Raw genomic sequence first — 16,789 nt, 5'->3', positions numbered from 1 at the left:
CCAATGGCTACGACCACACCCACAGGTGTGCGGGGCGGCCACGCCAAGCGCGGAGGCGAACCCGCTCCCGTGCCCGGCACGCCGATGACACACCGCCAGATCATGGAAGCGCTCTCCGGACTGCTTCTGGGCATGTTCGTCGCGATCCTCTCCTCGACGATCGTCTCCAACGCCCTGCCCGAGATAATCTCCGACCTCGGCGGCGGACAGAGCGCCTACACCTGGGTGGTGACCGCGTCGCTGCTGGCGATGACGGCGACCACTCCGCTGTGGGGCAAGCTCTCCGACCTCTTCAGCAAGAAGCTCCTGGTCCAGATAGCCCTGATCATCTATGTCACGGGCTCGATCGTGGCCGGCCTCTCGCAGAACGCCGAGATGCTGATCGTCTGCCGGGTGTTCCAGGGCATCGGCGTCGGCGGGCTCTCCGCTCTCGCTCAGATAGTCATGGCCGCCATGATCTCGCCGCGCGAGCGGGGCCGGTACAGCGGCTACCTGGGCGCGACCTTCGCCGTCGCCACCGTCGGCGGCCCGCTGCTCGGCGGTGTCATCACCGACACCTCGTGGCTGGGCTGGCGCTGGTGCTTCTACGTCGGTGTCCCGTTCGCCGTCATCGCGCTGATCGTGCTCCAGAAGACCCTGAAGCTGCCGGTCGTCAAGCGTGAGGTCAAGGTCGACTGGTTCGGCGCCTTCTTCATCAGCGCGTCCGTCTCGCTGCTGCTGCTCTGGGTCACCTTCGCGGGCAACAAGTACGACTGGGTCTCGTGGCAGACCTACACGATGGTCGGCGGAGCGATCGTGCTCGGCGCGATCTTCGTTCTCATCGAGTCGAAGGCCAGAGAGCCGATCATCCCGCTGCGGCTCTTCCGTAACCGTACGATCACGCTGGCCTCGCTGGCCTCGCTCTTCGTCGGTATCGCGATGTTCGCCGGCACGGTCTTCTTCAGCCAGTACTTCCAGCTCGCGCGCGACAAGTCACCGACGATGTCCGGTGTCATGACCATCCCGATGATCGGTGGTCTGTTCATCTCGTCCACCGTCTCCGGACAGATCATCACCAAGACGGGCCGCTGGAAGGTCTGGCTGGTCAGCGGTGGTGTGCTGGTGACAGCGGGGCTCGGCCTGCTCGGCACCATCCGGGTGGACACGCCGTACTGGCACATGGCCATCTATATGGCGCTGCTGGGCCTCGGCATCGGCATGATGATGCAGAACCTGGTCCTCTGCACACAGAACCAGGTCTCTCCGCAGGATCTCGGCGCCGCCAGCTCCACCGTCACCTTCTTCCGCTCACTGGGTGGTGCGATCGGTGTCTCGGCGCTGGGCGCGGTGCTCGGCAACCGCGTCACCCACTATGTGAAGGACGGCCTGGCCGATCTCGGCCCGCAGGGCGCGGCCCTGGGCCACGGCGGTACCGGCGGCGGCGCCATCCCTGACCTGGACACGCTGCCCGCCCCGCTGCGAGGCGTCATGGAGATGGCGTACGGCCACGGTGTCGGCGATGTCTTCCTCTACTCGGCTCCGGCCGCGCTGGTCGCCCTGCTGCTGACGCTGTTCATCAAGGAGGTCGCGCTGAAGACGCGGGCCGCCGGTGACACGCCGGACGCCGTCGGCGCGCCGGAGACGGTGGCTCCGGCCGCCGCCGCGGCTGTCCGGGAGCCCGCCGCGGTCGCGGCGATACCCGCCCAGGCCGGCCCGGCGGAACCCGTCGCGGCGGCCGTACCCGGCATCGCCGTACGAGGTGTGGTGCTCGGCTCCGAGAGCGCCGCGGTGGCCGGCGCGGCCGTCACGCTGATCTCGCTGGGCGGACGCCAGTTGGCCCGCTCGGTCGCCCAGCCCGACGGCGGCTATGTCCTGGACGCGCCGGGCTCCGGCTCGTACGTCCTGATCGCCTCCGCCGACGGCTTCCAGCCGCAGGCCTCCACGGTCGTCGTCGGTGAGCAGCCGGTCACGTACGACATCCTGCTCTCCGGCACGAGCGGTCTCGCCGGAACCGTGCGCGGCGCGGACGACGGGCTGCCGATCGAGGGCGCGATGGTGATCGTGACCGATGTGCGCGGCGATGTGCTGGCCACCGGGAAGTCCGTCGAGCAGGGCGAGTTCGCCTTCGGTGAGCTGGTGCCGGGCTCGGTGACCGTCGCGGTGAACGCGGCCGGCTTCCGGCCGCTGGCCCTGCCGGTGGAGATCGGCGGCCACGGTGTGACCCGTATCGAGGCGGTGCTGCGGGCCGGTGCTCTGGTCCAGGGCATCGTCAGGGCCGGCGCCGACCGGCGTCCGGCGTCCGATGCCCGCGTGACGCTGATCGACGCGGCCGGGAACGTGGTCGCCACGGCGACGACCGGGGAGGACGGGGCGTATGCCTTCGCCGACCTGGACGCGGGCGACTACACGGTCATCGCGACCGGATATCCGCCGGTGGCCGGTGCGCTGAGCGTGGCCGGCCGTGGAGTCGACGGCCACGACATCGAACTCGCCCACCCCGGCAAGTAGGACGTGTTGGAGAAGTAGCGCCGTCCGCCCGCAGGGCACGGCAATGGGCCCCGGTGGCGGGAGTGGCGGGCGGCACGGCCGCCACTCCCGCCACCGGGGCCTCACTCTTGACTGAGATCAAGGAGAGAAACGGGATGGGACTTCGCGGACAGGTACGGACGCGGGACGGCTGGGCCGTCCAGCACGCGGTCGTGACCATGACCGATATGACCGGCGCACAGGTGCTGCGGGAGCCGGTGGACGAGAACGGCACGGTGCGGACCGATGCCGCGCTGGCGCCGGGTCCGTACACCGTGATCGTGACGGCCGTCGGATACGCCCCGGTCGCCTCCACGGCGCTGGTCACGGCGAGCGGCCGTGCCGAGGTGGGCACCGTGGTCCTGGCCCGGCAGGGCGGCGTCGAGCTGCCGCCGCCTGGCGTGTGGAGCCTGGATCCGGCGCACTCGTCGGTGAGCGCGGTGGCCCAGCATCTGGGGATCTCCAGTGTGCACGGGCGGTTCAAGGAGTTCGGCGGCCGGATCGAGATCTTCGAGGCCGCCGGAGCCGGAGGCCATGAGCGGTCCCGCGTCGACGCGGTCATCGGCGCGGCGAGCATCGACACGGGCAACGCGCTGCGGGACAAGCACCTCAAGTCGCCGGACTTCCTGGATGTGGAGCGCTTCCCGGAGATCACGTACCGCAGCACGGCGCTGACCCCGGTGGGCCCGGACCGCTGGACGGTGCACGGGCAGTTGTCGCTGCACGGCGTCGTACGGGACGTGGACCTGGATCTGAGCTATCTGGGCACCGGTCCCGACCCGTGGGGTGGTGTACGGGCGGCGTTCCGCGCGACCACCGAGCTGAGCCGCGAGGACTACGCGATGAACTACAACCAGGTGCTACAGGCCGGCATCTCGGCGATCGGAGCGACGCTTCGGGTGGAGCTGGACATCCAGGCGGTGCAGGGCGAGAACCTGCCAGCGGCGTAGACGGCGGCGTAGACGGCGGCGTAGACGGCGGTGGAACGAGTGGCGGGCCCTCCCGGGGGCCGGAGGAACCGGAAAGCCGTAGGCTGCGGATCATGGCACCGAATATCGCAACGAACACCGCCGTGGACCTCGACGGACTGCTGGAGTTCGTCCGCCCTCGTCACCGCGCGATCCTGCTGACCACCCGCTCCGACGGCCGTCCGCAGGGCTCGCCGCTGGCCTGTGGCGTCGACGACTCGGGCCGGATCGTCGTCTCCACCTATCCGGAGCGCGCCAAGACGCGCAACGCCAAGCGGGACGAGCGGGTGAGCGTAATCGTCCTGTCCGACGACTGGAGCGGTCCCTGGGTACAGATCGACGGCACGGCCGAGGTGATCGACTCTCCGGAGTCGGTCGAACCGCTCGTGGAGTACTACCGCAACATCGCCGGTGAGCACCCGGACTGGGACGAATACCGTGCGGCGATGGTGCGGCAGGGCAAGTCCCTCATCCGTGTCACTCCGACCCGCTGGGGCCCGCTGGCCACCGGCGGCTTCCCGGCGCACCTCGCTCCGACGGACTGAGGCCGGTCCTCGGTGGCGTGCGGGCGCGTCTCCGGCGGTCGCGGCGCGGACGGGACCTCTACGGCGCGCCCGCGTCCCGGGCGCGCATCGCCTCGATGCCCGCGATGAGGAGTTCGAGCGCGAACGTGAAGTCCCGTTCGCGCATCTCCTCCACCGTGTCGCCGCCGCGCGCCTCCATCAGCTCGCCGGCGTTCTCGAACGCCCGCTGGAACTGCGGCTGTTCGTTGATGGTCCCCATGGCCAGCCGGTAGTACTCGTCCTGGCTCAGCCCCGCGTCGGCGCAGCGCTGCACGTAGTGGCCCTCGATCGTGCCGAAGCCGTACACGAACTGGAAGACCGCGGAGATCGCGCCCTTCTGGCCGTGCGGCGCCAGTCCTGTCCCGCGCACGACCGCCTGCACGGCGGACGAGAAGAGCATCGAACGCGGCCCGATGTTCAGGTACTTGCCGATCAGCGGCGAGACCCAGTGGTGACGGACCAGCACCGCCCGGTAGCTGGAGGCCAGTTCGCGGAGCTGGTCGCGCCAGTCGGCGCCGTCGTCCGTCGGATCGGGCACCCGGACCTCGCCGAAGACGCGGTCCAGGGCGAGTTCCAGCAGGTCGTCCTTGGTGTCGACATACCAGTAGAGCGACATCGCGGTCACGCCCAACTCGGCGGCCAGCCGCCGCATGGAGAACCTCGCCGGGCCCTCCTCGTCCAGCAGCCGCACCGAGACGGCGGTGATCCGGTCGCGGTCGAGCACGGCCGGCTGGTCCGGCTTCTCACTCCTGCGGCCGCGGGCCGCCGGCTTGCCCTCAAGCCAGACGCTGGTCCTGGCCGGACGCTTGGCGGGATCGGCTTCCGACACCATGGGTGGGCCTCCTCGGTTCCTTCCGGCCGGGCGGACCGGACTTCTCCGGCCGGTCGGGGCCGGGGCTCGGTCACCTGTCCGGCTCCGGCCAGTGCCGGTTCCGGTGACTGGTGTCCGCGTGCCGAGGTCCGAGGTCTGCCCAGTCCTGATGCTATGCCGCCTCCATGGAAGAGTCTGCCCGCTCGGCGCGGTGCGACAGCAGGGCGGCCGGGAGCGGAACCGTCAGGACCGGCGCCCCGCCGACGAGTTGGCCCGCTGCCGGGTCCGAGGTGAAGGAGCCGGGGATCCGCGCCGCCCTCGGCCGCGGCGGGAGCGGCGGGCAACGACGCCGCTGCGAGGGCCGCCGGAACGAGCGCGGCGAAAAGGGAGTTGAGCGCCGCGTTGGTGAGCTTCAGCGGGTCCCGCGCCCGGGACTCCGCTCGGGCGGCCGCCCGGCGGCTCAGCCGGCCCCGCGGCCTTGGCGCCGGCCGCTCAGCGAGGCGCTGCGCCCGGCTCACCGGCTTTGATCAGATATCCCGCTCCGCGTCGGGTGTGGATCATCGGCGGCCGTCCGGCGTCGATCTTCCGGCGCAGATAGGAGATATACAGCTCGACGATATTGGCCTGGCCGCCGAAGTCGTACGACCACACCCGGTCGAGGATCTGCGCCTTGCTCAGCACACGGCGCGGGTTGCGCATCAGATAACGCAGCAGCTCGAACTCGGTCGCCGTGAGATGGATGGAATGTCCGTCGCGGGTGACATCGTGGCTGTCCTCGTCGAGCGTCAGATCCCCGACCACCAGCAGCGACTCACTGCGCACGGCCGCCGCGCCCGACCGCCTGATCAGCCCGCGCAGCCGCGCCACGACCTCCTCCAGGCTGAACGGCTTGGTGACATAGTCGTCGCCGCCCGCCGTGAGCCCGGCGATCCGCTCCTCCACCGGGTCCTTCGCGGTGAGGAAGAGCACCGGCACCCGCGGCAGATCGCGCCGCAGCCGGCCCAGCACCGCCAGGCCGTCCATATCGGGCAGCGTCACATCCAGTACCACCGCGTCGGGCCGGAAGTCCCGCGCCGAACGCACCGCGCCGGCGCCGTCAGCGGCGCCGCACACCTCCCAGCCCTCATACCGCAGGGCCATGGACAGCAGCTCGGTGAGCGAGGCATCGTCGTCCACGACGAGCACACGGACAGGGCTCCCGTCCGGCCTGAGTATTTCGGTGCGCCCCCGGGGCGAGGTGATGGTCATGTCTCCACCCTGAGGACGGCCCCTGAAAGCCTCCTTGCCGGAAACTGTGAATTGCCTGAGAAACGGTCCGGCGAGACGCGTCACGCGCGGTCGCCGTGTACGCGCGGTCGCCCTGTACGCGAGGCCGCCATCGGTTACGCGACGTAGCCATCGGATGCGGAAAGCCGCTCCCCGCCGTCCAGCCCGAACAGCCGGGCCCCGTTCCCGTAACAGACCGCCCGCAGCCAGTCGTCGCCCAGCCCGAGCCGCTCCAGGACCTCAAGCTGATGGACGTAGGGATACGGGATGTTAGGAAAGTCCGTCCCCAGCAGGATCCGGTCACCGAGATCCGCCAGCCGCTCCTTCGCCTCGGCCGGGAACGGCGCGAAGCCCTCGCTGAAGTCCGTGAACGCCATGGTCGTGTCCAGCCTGACCTCCGTATACCGCTCGGCGAGAGCCAGAAAGTCGGTGTACTCGGGCATGCCCATGTGCGCCACCACCAGCCGCAGCCGAGGATGCCGCGCCAGCAGCCGCTCCACCGGTTCGGGACCGGTGTACTCGCCGGGCGCGGGACCCGAACCGCAGTGCGTCACCACCGGCACGGCGGCCTCGGCGAGCAGACCCCAGACACCGTCCAACCGCTTGTCGTTGGGGTCGTACGCGCCCACCTGGAGATGCGACTTGAAGATCCGCGCGCCGCTCTCCACCGCCTCCCGCACATACGCCTCGACGCCGTCCTCCGGAAAGAGCGTGGCCGTCCGCAGACAGTCCGGCGTACGCGCGGCGAATCCGGCGGCCCAGCCGTTCAGCCACCGCGCCATCCCCGGCTTGTGCGGATAGAGCATCGAGGTGTACGCCCGCACACCGAACGCCCTGAGCAGAGCGACGCGTTCGGTCTCCTCGTGCCGGTAGGTGATGGGCCACTCCCGGCCGACGAGCGGCCCAGCGGCGTCGAAGTAGGCCCACACCTTCCTCAGCACGCGCTCCGGCATGAAGTGCGTATGTATGTCGACGAGCCCCGGCAGCCCCACCCGCTCCCGGAACCGCCGTACGGCATCCGCCTCGGCTCTCATATCGTGATCGTCCATAGCGCCCCACCTTCCGGCCGGTACGGATGCCGTGTCCACCGAACGGAGTCGCCGGCTCGCAAGAGCCCGTCCCCGGGGCTCAGAAGAGTCCGTCCTGCACATCACCGCCGCGTGTGTCCCGCACGGGAACCGTCACCGCCGGCCCGGCCTCCGTCACCTTCACACCGGCCAGCTCCCAACCGCTCAGAAGCCGGGTGTCGAAGACGACAAGCCCGCCGTCGGCCGTGGCGAGATGCAGATCAGGCCCGGCGGCCGCCACCAGCCGTCCCGCGACGCACCCGCCGTCGACCAGTTCCACCACCACGCCCGTGGCCGGAGCGAGGCCGTCCAACGCGAACGCCGCCGCATGATCGACCGCGGCGAACCCCGTGCGCTCCAGCGAGCGCGGCCACTCCTCCAGCGCGACCGCCCGCGCGTGCATCCGCTCGATCTCGGCCGCCCGCTCCGCCCGGGACGGCAACGCGGACCGCACGGCCCGCTTCTCCGCGTACGGAATACGGTCCGGCACTCCCAGCGCCGTCCGCAGCAGCTCCTCGGTCCGCCGCGCGGCCATCAGCGGCCCACGCCCCAGCCAACTGAACGCCACCGCGCCCTGCTCCAGCAGCCGCGCCGGGCCACGCTCCTCCGCGGTGATCCCGACCTTCACCATGCCCGGCCCGAACCACGCGAGATAGACGCGATACGTCCGGGGATCATCGGCGACGGTGTCGGCGGCCACGGAGTGCGCCCGGTCCAGCCGAGCGCACTCGGGACACTTCCCGCCGGTACTGCGACCGGCCACCCGCGCGCCGACAGGACAGACATTCCCCCGCGCTCCGGCGCACTCCCGCGCTCCGACGGCCCGGAATCCCAGCTCACGCCCGTACGCCAGCGGGCTCTCGCGGCCGGCCCCGCCGCGCCGCCACACCAGCACGGGCCCCGACTCCCGCCACCTGAGGCCCACACAGCGCCAGCCCATCACGAATCACCACGCGCGTCCCGGCGCCCGCCGCCTCGCCGGACCGGATCAGTCACCGGAAGCGCCCCAGAAGCAGATCTCCTCCGGCCGGCCCCTCTCGTCGTGCAGCACCGCACACCGCCCCTGCCATCTCTCGCTCGGGAAGACCCCGAACTCGGGCACATGGCTCCGAGTGAGCTCGCGGGTGCCGAGATACCGGAACGCCTCGTCGGCCGTCACCGGCTTCAGAGTGCCGTGCTCCGGTCTCTCACCGGGACCGATGAGAGCGAAGATGTCGAGGATCGAGTGTGTCCCCGACTCCTGGACGTCCTCCTCCTCCCACAGCTCCTCGACGGTGTCCGGCCACGGCCGGCCCTCGTCCTCCAGCACCCAGTAGTAGTCGCGCTCCTCGAAGACCTTCCGCCGCACGTCGGCGAACGCCGCGCCGAGGTCTTCGCTGTACGGCGTGTAGTACTCCCACCCCGACGCACCCATGAAGCCGCCCCTCTCCGCTTCCCGACCGATCGCCGGAAAGCTAACAGCCGGCACTGACAATCCCTCTCGACGATGATCACGGCCGAGGCCCGCTCGGGCGTGTCGCGGAACCTCCTCCGGCACTCGCGGCTCTCCCTGACCCCGGGCGCACGCCGGACGACCGGCGCGCGGACCGCGCGGACTCCTGACGGGGAATCAGCCACCCGGACCCGCCGGTCCTCCGCGACCCCGCATCCCGTGCTGTGACCAGTGACGTACGGTGAGTCGCCTCGAACGAGCGCATTCATCCCGTGCGTAATCCTGAAGTCACATAAAGTGTCGGGACTACTCCGCTTGTCCCTGGAGCCGTATGCGTCCCCTACCGCCGTTTGCCTCGGACACGCAGTGTCCGCCTCCTGGCCGTTACCCCATGACATGGGACGAGGTTGAGCTCTCGTCAGTCCGGGCAGCGGCGTTGCCGCGCCGGTAACGGCCGGCGCAGGGGCTATGTGGAGGTAGCACCATGAACACTCCTCACAGCTTGCCTGACGCCGCGGACAAGAAGGCTTTGCGTGCTTGGCTGGCGGCCAGACGGTCGGAGTCGTCGGAGAGGCCAGTGCCTCGGACCATGCCTGAGCTGAGATCAGCCCAACTCAGGCGAATCGCGCAGTCGCTTCACACCAAGGCCGGCACGGAAGCCTTCGCATCGTCCTACGGCATGGTCCTGGAAGGGACCGCGGACCCAGCGCAGGCTGAGCCAGCGGGTGTTGGCACCGAAGTCCTTCTGGACAGGGCGATCAACAGGATCTTCGACGTGGCTGACCGTGCCAGTTCTGGCGTTGGCGCTGAGGATGCCGTCCTGGATGCCGCATTGCCATTGGGACGTCGCGTCATCAAGCATCTGTCCGAACTGTCGGACGTACTTGCCTCGTCCGGCACGAACGTCACTCTCATCTGGGAGTCGAATGCGACCGCACGGCGGACTTCCTTCAGCTCGGAAAGTGCTGAACGGTGCCGCAGCGCGCTACGGGCCGCGCAGGTGGAAGACGCGAATGCCCGTCTGGAGGGCACGGTGGTCGGCGGCAGCAAGGTGCGCGGAGTGATCGAAATTGAGGTCGAGGACGGCGAAGTGGTGGTCGTCCCGGTCCCGAAGGACGATGTAACCGCGTTGATCGCCACGTACGCAGAGCGCCAGGTAGCAGCCGACGTGCACGTTCTCACAGCCCGGTCACCGGGTGGACGGGAACACCGCAGCTACACCTTGCTGGACCTGTTCCTCCGCGAAGCGGCGGACGAGTAATCCGTCTTGGTGGGACGTGCGGGGCGCTGGGCAGGCCAGCCGGAGACACGCGGTCCATCGACGGCGCCGCCTTCGCGAACGTCCGAACGTGCTGTCCCACACGATGGGCGGCACCGGCTGACACGGCAGCACTTCGCTGCTTTCTGATCCGTAGAATCGGGCAGCGCACTATGAAGACTGCCTGCGGTCATGTGCGCCTGTGTGCCGTCGTTGCCGTCAGGGCTGCCGTCACCTCCGAGCGATGGTGTAGCAGCGATTCGACCTGGCCGCGCGCATCAGGCGCGGACTCGCAGCGACTAGGACGAGTCGGACGCGGACTTCCGTCACACCAGACCAACCCGCGCTCCTGCCTCCGCCCCCGTCTTGCCGTCCCGAAGGTATGCAGAGCAGTCAACCGCTTGGCTCCAAGTTGGGAGCACGTCACAACCGGTCTGTTCCTACCGCTCAGACGGGCAGCACATTAGAACGCAAGTTCTTGTGATTGGTCGGGCCAAAGTGGTCAAAGTTACCGATATAGAGAAACGGGTTGTCTGTGACCAGAGACCAGCTCCATGATTAGCCTCGGGCTTTCATGAGTCGGGTTGTCCGAGGTTAGGCATCTACCAGGTCGGGTTGAGCAGAGTGGCTGCCGGGCTGAACAGCCGTCAAGGTGCCCTCCCAACGACTTGGAGGGTGAGTTGCGAGTCGCCTCCATCAGAGTTGCCGTTCACCACGGTCTACGAGGTCAGCCGAGGTAGGGCCGCTCACGGTCTTCCAGGAAGTGCCGGACCCGGAGCCGCTGCGTGTGGTGCATCGGCAGTTGATCAATCTCCTCCGCCTGGACAAACCGCAGCTCCGTTGACTCGTCCGAGATCGCGAGTTGACCCCCAAGCACGCGAGCGGTGAAGCAGACGTTGAACTGTCTGCGCACCTCACCGTCCGAGTAGGCGATGACGTGGCGAGGGTCGGTGTACGTGCCCACGAGCCCAGTGATCTCCACGTCCAGACCCGTTTCCTCCTTCACCTCGCGAACGGCCGTCCCTGGGAGTGAGTCGCCCATCTCCATGCCGCCGCCAGGCAGCGCCCAGAGATCGTTGTCCCGTCGGCGCTGAAGGAGAATGCGCCCCTCGTCGTCGGTAACCACGGCAGACGCGGCGACCACCAAGCTGTTCGGCTCGGGTGCCGAGGGATCGTCGTAGTACTCGGTCCGTGCCATGGTCACCCTTCACTTACCGGCCTCGCGGTCTCCCACACACCATCGAAGCTGCGGGTGTACGTGTCGAACATGCCGCCTTCTCCACTACGCCGAAGATGCCAGACAGGAGCGCCGTAGGCGTTCACACCCCAGACGTGGGCATTGATCATCGCCTGGTCATCCGCGCGGTAGATCGAGTTGTAGAGCGTGGTGGCATGGGTCCGCATCTCGATGCCGGATACCTCGGCCAGGGGGCGGTAGTGCATGAGGGCGAGGCGGCAACGGGACTCGATCCCGTGGCCGAACCTCTCTTCCGCGCCCCGCTGTCGCACGTTCGTACTGTCCGGGTCGCCAACCGCAATGCGGACCAGGCACCCTGCGGCAGCACGCTCCCGCAGCAGGTCGTTGAGCCGCGGGTACGACTCGTGCAAGAAGACGGCGGCGTACACCAGCACGTCAATGTGCTCACTGGCCTGGGCCAGCATGTCCGTGAGGGTGGACACCGGAACATCGGCCCGCTGGCCGTACAGAGCCACAAGTTACGGACTGACAGCGCGGGCGGGACGGGCCTGCCGCAGCGCCGGCCATAGAGCGTGCACGTCTTCTCCTAGCGTTTCCGCTGCCAGCATGACCGTGGCACGGCGCGGCGTACGTCCCAGATTGACCCATCGCTCAACGGACTTGGGGTCGACCTCGACCTTGTCCGCGAGGGCGGTGTACGTCCAGCCACCGGCCGCCATGGCAGCACGTAACCTCTCGTTCGGCATCCCAATGTCTCCTAACACCCGGGGACGGCACCAGGGACGTTCTATTCGACGCGGGACGTCCCAATGTGGGGTTTGTCGGTGGTTCCAACGTCCCGCTGCTCGGCATGATGCTCATCCGCATGGCCAGCAGCCAGCAGACCAGACCAGGCATCGGCGAACTGGCGAAGGACACCGTGAGGGGACGCATCGGCGTCGTCATGGGTGCGGTGGGCTCCATGGTCTGGAAGGTCGAAAGCCATCGAGGCCACTACGCCGTGAAAGTCGGCTATCCGATCGAGGCCACAGCCGACTGGCCCGCGCAGCCTTGGACCGCGCTCGCACCCGGGCGCGAGGGTGCCGTGTTGGATCGTCTCGGCTTCGATGACTTCGCCTATGGCGAGTGGGAGCGCGGGACGTGGAACTTCCAGCCGTGGCATGAAGGGCCGGACCTGTACGGGCTCTGGAATCCCTGCCGCGAGCCCGACTCGTCCGTCACACCGCACACCAGCGCGGTGGTCGGTTGTGTTGAGGCGTTGGCGGAACTCCACGCGAAGGGCTGGGCCCACGGTGATGTGCAGCCCGCCCACTTCATCGTCGGGCCGGAGCGAACGCACCTCATCGACCTGGCCCTTGCGCGCGGGGGGCAGGTGCCCGAGAGCTACGATTTCCCGTTCCTCGGCTGCCTCGTGCATTACGAGGCGCCGGAGATCGCGCGCAGCGTGCTCGCCACCGGCGAAGCCGAGCCGACGCAGAAAGCCGATATCTACGCACTCGGCGCGTCCCTGCTCATCTCCGCGACCGGCTGGCGGGCGGTCGAGTACCCGGACGACGCTCCGCGCCCCGTGCAGAGAGAGGCCGTGGCGAACGGTCGGCGTCGTCCCGTAAAGGTGCCCGGTGAGCTGGGCGACCTGATCGAAGCGATGCTCAGCCACACTCCCGAAGATCGGCCGACCATCTACGAGGTGGGTAAAGCCCTGAGCTGATCCCGAGACCCCGGTTCACCCGTCGCGGCTCGTCAGAAACGACCCGAACGATGACGACGGCGCGGCCGGTGCCCCAGTAGCCGTCTGATGCGCTCCCGAAGGCGGTTGCCGTCAAACACTGCCGTCAAGCTAAAAGCCGGAGGCCCTCAGGATCACTCCTGAGGGCCTCCGGCCTGCTGTGCACTCGGCAGGATTCGAACCTGCAACCTTCTGATCCGTAGTCAGATGCTCTATCCGTTAAGCTACGAGTGCTTGGCGTTCCGGGCTTTTCTTCCCGGTCGGCGTTGCGGGAACAACATTACATGACCTGCGGCGTCAGGTGAAATCCATTGACCAAACCTGACCTGACCTGCGGAAACGCCTCAGAATCCCCAAATGAACGACCGAAGCCCCGGCCGTCTGGCCGGGGCTTCGGTGATCAACGCGCGGAGGCGGAGGGATTTGAACCCTCGATGGGCTTTAAGACCCAAACCGCATTAGCAGTGCGGCGCCATAGACCGGACTAGGCGACGCCTCCAGCACACCCGCGCGAGCGCGGATGTCGCGTGCAGATGATGACACAGCCGGGTGGGGTGTCACCAATCGCTTCTCACGGTACTAGGCAGGCGGGGCGCAGAGCAAAGCATCTCCGGCCGCGCAACGCCGGGGCTTGACGCGCGTTAGAGATGCCGGGGCGCCGTCCCCGATCCGTAACCCTTCAGGAGCTTCCATGCCGCGTCGTCCCGTCTTCACCGCCGTCACCGCCCTCGCCGCGTGCGCCGCCGCGCTGAGCGGCATCGCGCCCGCCTCCGCCGCGCCCGGCCCTTCCGCCTCCGCCGACCCGCTCACGGGGCTCGCGGCGCTTCCGCTGCCTCTGCTGGAGAACGCTCCGGACGAGTTCACCGTCACCGTCGCGGACAGCGGGCTCAAGAACGTCGACGGGACCTACAAGCTGACGTGCGGACCGGCCGGCGGGACGCATCCGCAGGCGCGGGCCGCGTGCGACCGGCTGGCGACCCTCGCCCGCGACCGGCGCGACCCCTTCGCGCCGGTGCCCAGGAACACGCAGTGCACGCTGCAGTACGGCGGTCCCGCCACCGCGCGTGTCACCGGCACCTGGCAGGGCCGGAGCGTCGACGCCGCCTTCAGCCGGAAGGACGGTTGCGAGATCTCCCGCTGGCAGACCCTGGAGCCCGTACTGCCGAGCGCCAGGTCGTAGGCATGGCGTTACCTCGTTCACCAGCAGGTCACGGGAGGGACCACGGACCGGTGACGGGACGGCGGCACGAGCCGTTCGCACAGGTCCTCGACGAGGGCTCCCCCTCATCCGCCGTCGCGGCCACCTCCTCAGCCCTTAGACTCCCTTCAGTGACAGGCCGGGGCCCGGAGGGCAATATGGGACCGGTCGTCCGCAAGGTGCAGTAAGTCAGGGAGGAAGCGTCTCGTGAGCAGCAGGCCATCCCGAGGCGCTGCTCGCCTCGCGGCGATACTCGACGCACTCCCCGACGGCCTGGTGCTCGTCAACGCCAATGGCACCGTCGTCAACGCCAACACCATCGCGCTGGAGATGTTCGAGACGCCCGGCACGGCGCTGGTCGGTCGCGGGCTCCTCGATCTGCTGCCGGAGTTCGACTCCAAGCTGATCCCCGGCTCGATGCGCCGCCCGGACTCCGCCGACGCGCGCGGCCGGACCAAGCCGACGCGGATGATCGCCCGGCGGACCGACGGCGGTGAGTTCCCGGCCGAGGTCACCAGCGCCGCGCTGGAGGACGGCCGGGACGCGTACACCGACTCGCACAGCTACACCGGCGACGAGCTGCTCATGCTGGTCGTCCGGGATCTGTCCGGGACCATGGACACCGAGGCCGAGCTGGCCCGTTCGCAGCGGCAGACCGAGATGATCCTGCGGGCCGCGTCGGAAGGTGTCGTCGGTACGGACACCGAGGGCCGGGTCGTCCTGGTCAACCCCGCCGCCGCGCAGATCCTGGGCTTCCGCGCGAGCGATCTCGGCGGCCATCAGCTGCATCCGCTGATCCTGCACTCGCGCGCGGACGGCGAGCCGTTCCCGTACGAGGACTCGCCGCTCGCGGACACGCTCAGGTCCGGCCGCAAGCACCGGGTGCGCGGACAGGTGCTGTGGGCGAAGAACGGCAAGCGGGTGCCGGTCGATCTGACGACCGCGCCGGTACGGGACGGCGATCAGCTCGTCGGTGCCGTCATGACCTTCACCGACCGGCGTCCGTACGACGAGCTGATCGAGCAGCACACCGCGGAGCTGACCGACGCGAAGGAACGGCACGCGGCGGAACTGACGGAGACGACGGAACGCCTCAGCACCGCGCTGACGGAAACGACCGACCGCCTCACCACCGAGCTGGCGGAGGCGACCGAGCGGCACACGGCGGAGCTCGCCGACCGCAGCGACCGGTACGCGGCCGAGATCGAGGAGCTGACCGAGCGGTACGAGGAGACGACCGCCCGGCACTCCCAGTTGACCGCCGTACTGGGCGAATCGCTGCGCGGACCGCTGGAGGAGCTGCGCGGCGAACTGGCCACGCTCGCCGCCGACCCCGCCGGGCAGCTCTGGCCCGAGGCGAACCAGATCCTGCACCATCTCGCCGCCGGCTACGCCCGGATGACAACGCTCGTGGACAACGTCCTCGGTTATCAGCGGCTCGACGCCGGAGTGGAGCAGCTCGCCAAGACGAACACCCTGCTCGACGCGGTCGTGGCGGCTGGTGTCGAGGGCGCGATCGAGCTGATCGGTCCTGGCCGGGCACAGTTCGCGGTGCATGCCCCGCCGATCGAGGCCGAGGTGGACGCGGGCCGGCTGGCGACGGCGCTCGCGCATCTCGTCGCCGATGTGGCCGGCGTCGACTCGACGGGCCGGACCCGGCTGGCCCCGGGCGGCGGATACGTCGACTCGACGATCGTGGTGGCCGCGGCGCAGCGCGGCGATGTCGTACGGATCGAGGTGCGCGGGCCGTTCGCCGGTGGTGATCCGGTGCACGAGCCGATCGTCCGCGGGATCGTACGGGCGCACGGCGGAGTGCTCCAGACACATGAGATGCCGGGACTGGGCGGCAGCGCGTATGTGCTGGAGCTGCCGCTGGGTGAGGGAGCGGGGACGGTTCCGCCGCCCGCCGAGGTGCCTGCGCCCGCTCAGCCGGCGCTGCCCGCCGCGCAGCAGGGCCCTGGGACATCGGGCGGTGGCAGGCGACGCGCACGCCGGGCCTCCACGGACGCGTTTCTGGACGGGCCGGGAGAAGACGCCGGCGAGCCGACGGGCCGGCGCCGGGCGCGTGCGGCCGGGCCCGAAACCGGAACCGGTGCCGCCGGGCCGGACGGTCGTACGGACGGCAGGCAGGATCCGGTTGCGGCGCAGGACTCCGGCTCGGCCGGTGGCACGGGCCGCAGGCGCGGGCGGCCGAGTCCGGCGGAGGACGCCGCCGCCGCGGCGCCGAATCCCGGCTCCGCGCTCGCACTGCCGGCCGCCGCGCCCTCCGAGGGTTCGGTCGTGACGGCCGCCGAGGGCGCTCACCCGACGGGACGCGCGGCGCTCGGCGCTGCCGTACCGGCCCGGGGTGTGCCCGCCGACGCCGCAGCCGCGGAGACGGGCCGCCGCGCGCGGCACAGCGGGCAGAGGGCGCTTCCGGCGCTGCCCGCCGGTCCCACGGCGCCCGCCGCCGCTCCCGCTGAACCCGCCGCGCGGTCCGCCTTTCCCGCCGCGCCTTCCGGTTTCGCCGGGCAGCCTCCGGCACCAGCTCCCGCGCCCATGGCACCGCCGCAGTTCCAGCCTCCGGCTCCGATGCCTCCCGCGCAGTCGATTCCGGCGGGCGGCGCGGCTCAGGCGCAGCCGGCCGGCCGCCGGGCCAGGCGCGCGCTCGCACCCGCCCAGGAACGGCACCTGTCCTTTATCACCATCCCCGACCCCACGAACCAAGGGGCCAACGCGGTGGCCGCTCTCTTCTGGAAAAAAAAAAAGCAACGAGACACAGTGCACACTATCACAGTACAAGGGGGGGACGAGGAGA

At 69.6% G+C, this 16,789-nt stretch carries 13 protein-coding genes, 2 tRNA genes and 1 pseudogene; 7 read left to right on the top strand and 9 right to left on the bottom strand.

Translation table 11 applies throughout. The features are described from left to right. Window positions 1-3 precede the first annotated feature (3 nt). The 3 genes from PV679_RS26335 to PV679_RS26325 all read left to right on the top strand — a co-directional run bounded on the left by PV679_RS26335 (window position 4) and on the right by PV679_RS26325 (window position 4,018). Window positions 4-2,487 (top strand): MFS transporter, encoded by a 2,484-nt coding sequence (locus tag PV679_RS26335; RefSeq protein WP_319682882.1) that lies wholly within the window; start codon window positions 4-6, stop codon window positions 2,485-2,487. Between the two features lie 134 nt (window positions 2,488-2,621). Further along, a complete protein-coding gene (locus PV679_RS26330; protein WP_319682881.1) occupies window positions 2,622-3,455 on the top strand; it encodes a YceI family protein in 834 nt (277 codons plus the stop codon). Window positions 3,456-3,547: 92 nt separating this feature from the next. After that, window positions 3,548-4,018 carry a PPOX class F420-dependent oxidoreductase gene (locus PV679_RS26325; RefSeq protein ID WP_319682880.1) on the top strand — a complete coding sequence of 157 codons (471 nt, stop codon included), beginning with the start codon at window positions 3,548-3,550 and terminating at the stop codon, window positions 4,016-4,018. 58 nt (window positions 4,019-4,076) lie between these two features. Here the strand turns inward: PV679_RS26325 and PV679_RS26320 are convergent, their stop codons facing one another. From PV679_RS26320 to PV679_RS26300, 5 genes are all read right to left on the bottom strand, one after another. Beyond that, entirely contained in the window at window positions 4,077-4,868 is a 792-nt protein-coding gene (locus tag PV679_RS26320) for a TetR/AcrR family transcriptional regulator (protein WP_319682879.1), read from the bottom strand. A 471-nt stretch (window positions 4,869-5,339) separates the two neighbouring features. Further along, window positions 5,340-6,095, bottom strand: a complete 756-nt coding sequence (locus tag PV679_RS26315) for a response regulator transcription factor (RefSeq protein WP_319682878.1) — start codon at window positions 6,093-6,095, stop codon at window positions 5,340-5,342. A gap of 134 nt (window positions 6,096-6,229) precedes the next feature. Beyond that, on the bottom strand, window positions 6,230-7,147 hold the full coding sequence (locus PV679_RS26310) for an amidohydrolase family protein (protein WP_319682935.1): 918 nt from the start codon (window positions 7,145-7,147) through the stop codon (window positions 6,230-6,232). Between the two features lie 94 nt (window positions 7,148-7,241). Then, on the bottom strand, window positions 7,242-8,120 hold the full coding sequence (locus PV679_RS26305; protein WP_319682877.1) for a DUF2797 domain-containing protein: 879 nt from the start codon (window positions 8,118-8,120) through the stop codon (window positions 7,242-7,244). Between the two features lie 48 nt (window positions 8,121-8,168). Continuing rightward, window positions 8,169-8,594, bottom strand: coding sequence for a hypothetical protein (locus PV679_RS26300; RefSeq protein ID WP_319682876.1), 426 nt, complete (start codon window positions 8,592-8,594; stop codon window positions 8,169-8,171). A 607-nt stretch (window positions 8,595-9,201) separates the two neighbouring features. On the opposite strand from PV679_RS26300, the gene PV679_RS26295 reads away from it, so the two are divergent. Then, complete coding sequence (locus PV679_RS26295) at window positions 9,202-9,873, top strand: hypothetical protein (protein ID WP_319682875.1); 672 nt, start codon at window positions 9,202-9,204, stop codon at window positions 9,871-9,873. Between the two features lie 724 nt (window positions 9,874-10,597). Here the strand turns inward: PV679_RS26295 and PV679_RS26290 are convergent. Both PV679_RS26290 and PV679_RS26285 read right to left on the bottom strand, forming a co-directional pair. Next, window positions 10,598-11,068 (bottom strand): NUDIX domain-containing protein, encoded by a 471-nt coding sequence (locus PV679_RS26290; protein ID WP_319682874.1) that lies wholly within the window; start codon window positions 11,066-11,068, stop codon window positions 10,598-10,600. 2 nt (window positions 11,069-11,070) lie between these two features. Beyond that, a pseudogene (locus PV679_RS26285) lies at window positions 11,071-11,814 on the bottom strand (XRE family transcriptional regulator). 197 nt (window positions 11,815-12,011) lie between these two features. Here PV679_RS26285 and PV679_RS26280 point away from each other — a divergent pair. Continuing rightward, window positions 12,012-12,776: a protein kinase domain-containing protein gene (locus PV679_RS26280; protein ID WP_319682934.1), complete on the top strand. Its 765-nt coding sequence runs from the start codon at window positions 12,012-12,014 to the stop codon at window positions 12,774-12,776. A gap of 179 nt (window positions 12,777-12,955) precedes the next feature. On the opposite strand, the gene PV679_RS26275 is transcribed toward PV679_RS26280, so the two are convergent. Next, window positions 12,956-13,028, bottom strand: a tRNA-Arg gene (locus tag PV679_RS26275). A gap of 174 nt (window positions 13,029-13,202) precedes the next feature. Further along, window positions 13,203-13,293, bottom strand: a tRNA-Ser gene (locus tag PV679_RS26270). A gap of 192 nt (window positions 13,294-13,485) precedes the next feature. On the opposite strand from PV679_RS26270, the gene PV679_RS26265 reads away from it, so the two are divergent. Together PV679_RS26265 and PV679_RS26260 are read left to right on the top strand one after the other, a co-directional pair. Continuing rightward, window positions 13,486-13,974: an SSI family serine proteinase inhibitor gene (locus PV679_RS26265; protein WP_319682873.1), complete on the top strand. Its 489-nt coding sequence runs from the start codon at window positions 13,486-13,488 to the stop codon at window positions 13,972-13,974. A 225-nt stretch (window positions 13,975-14,199) separates the two neighbouring features. Beyond that, window positions 14,200-16,789: PAS domain-containing protein (locus PV679_RS26260; protein WP_319682872.1), on the top strand; the 2,590-nt coding region annotated here is incomplete at its 3' end.

Source organism: Streptomyces sp. AK02-01A (assembly GCF_033795305.1).
Classification (GTDB): domain Bacteria; phylum Actinomycetota; class Actinomycetes; order Streptomycetales; family Streptomycetaceae; genus Streptomyces.
Note: the sequence above shows the minus strand (reverse complement) of the source record. Positions and strands in the feature narration are given on the sequence as shown.

Excerpts from the sequence above, each read along its gene's own strand:
- PV679_RS26335 (WP_319682882.1), top strand. The coding sequence starts at position 4 with ATGGCTACGACCACACCCACAGGTGTGCGGGGCGGCCACGCCAAGCGC.
- PV679_RS26330 (WP_319682881.1), top strand. The coding sequence starts at position 2,622 with ATGGGACTTCGCGGACAGGTACGGACGCGGGACGGCTGGGCCGTCCAG.
- PV679_RS26325 (WP_319682880.1), top strand. The coding sequence starts at position 3,548 with ATGGCACCGAATATCGCAACGAACACCGCCGTGGACCTCGACGGACTG.
- PV679_RS26320 (WP_319682879.1), bottom strand. The coding sequence starts at position 4,868 with ATGGTGTCGGAAGCCGATCCCGCCAAGCGTCCGGCCAGGACCAGCGTC.
- PV679_RS26315 (WP_319682878.1), bottom strand. The coding sequence starts at position 6,095 with ATGACCATCACCTCGCCCCGGGGGCGCACCGAAATACTCAGGCCGGAC.
- PV679_RS26310 (WP_319682935.1), bottom strand. The coding sequence starts at position 7,147 with ATGAGAGCCGAGGCGGATGCCGTACGGCGGTTCCGGGAGCGGGTGGGG.
- PV679_RS26305 (WP_319682877.1), bottom strand. The coding sequence starts at position 8,120 with ATGGGCTGGCGCTGTGTGGGCCTCAGGTGGCGGGAGTCGGGGCCCGTG.
- PV679_RS26300 (WP_319682876.1), bottom strand. The coding sequence starts at position 8,594 with ATGGGTGCGTCGGGGTGGGAGTACTACACGCCGTACAGCGAAGACCTC.
- PV679_RS26295 (WP_319682875.1), top strand. The coding sequence starts at position 9,202 with ATGCCTGAGCTGAGATCAGCCCAACTCAGGCGAATCGCGCAGTCGCTT.
- PV679_RS26290 (WP_319682874.1), bottom strand. The coding sequence starts at position 11,068 with ATGGCACGGACCGAGTACTACGACGATCCCTCGGCACCCGAGCCGAAC.
- PV679_RS26280 (WP_319682934.1), top strand. The coding sequence starts at position 12,012 with ATGGGTGCGGTGGGCTCCATGGTCTGGAAGGTCGAAAGCCATCGAGGC.
- PV679_RS26265 (WP_319682873.1), top strand. The coding sequence starts at position 13,486 with ATGCCGCGTCGTCCCGTCTTCACCGCCGTCACCGCCCTCGCCGCGTGC.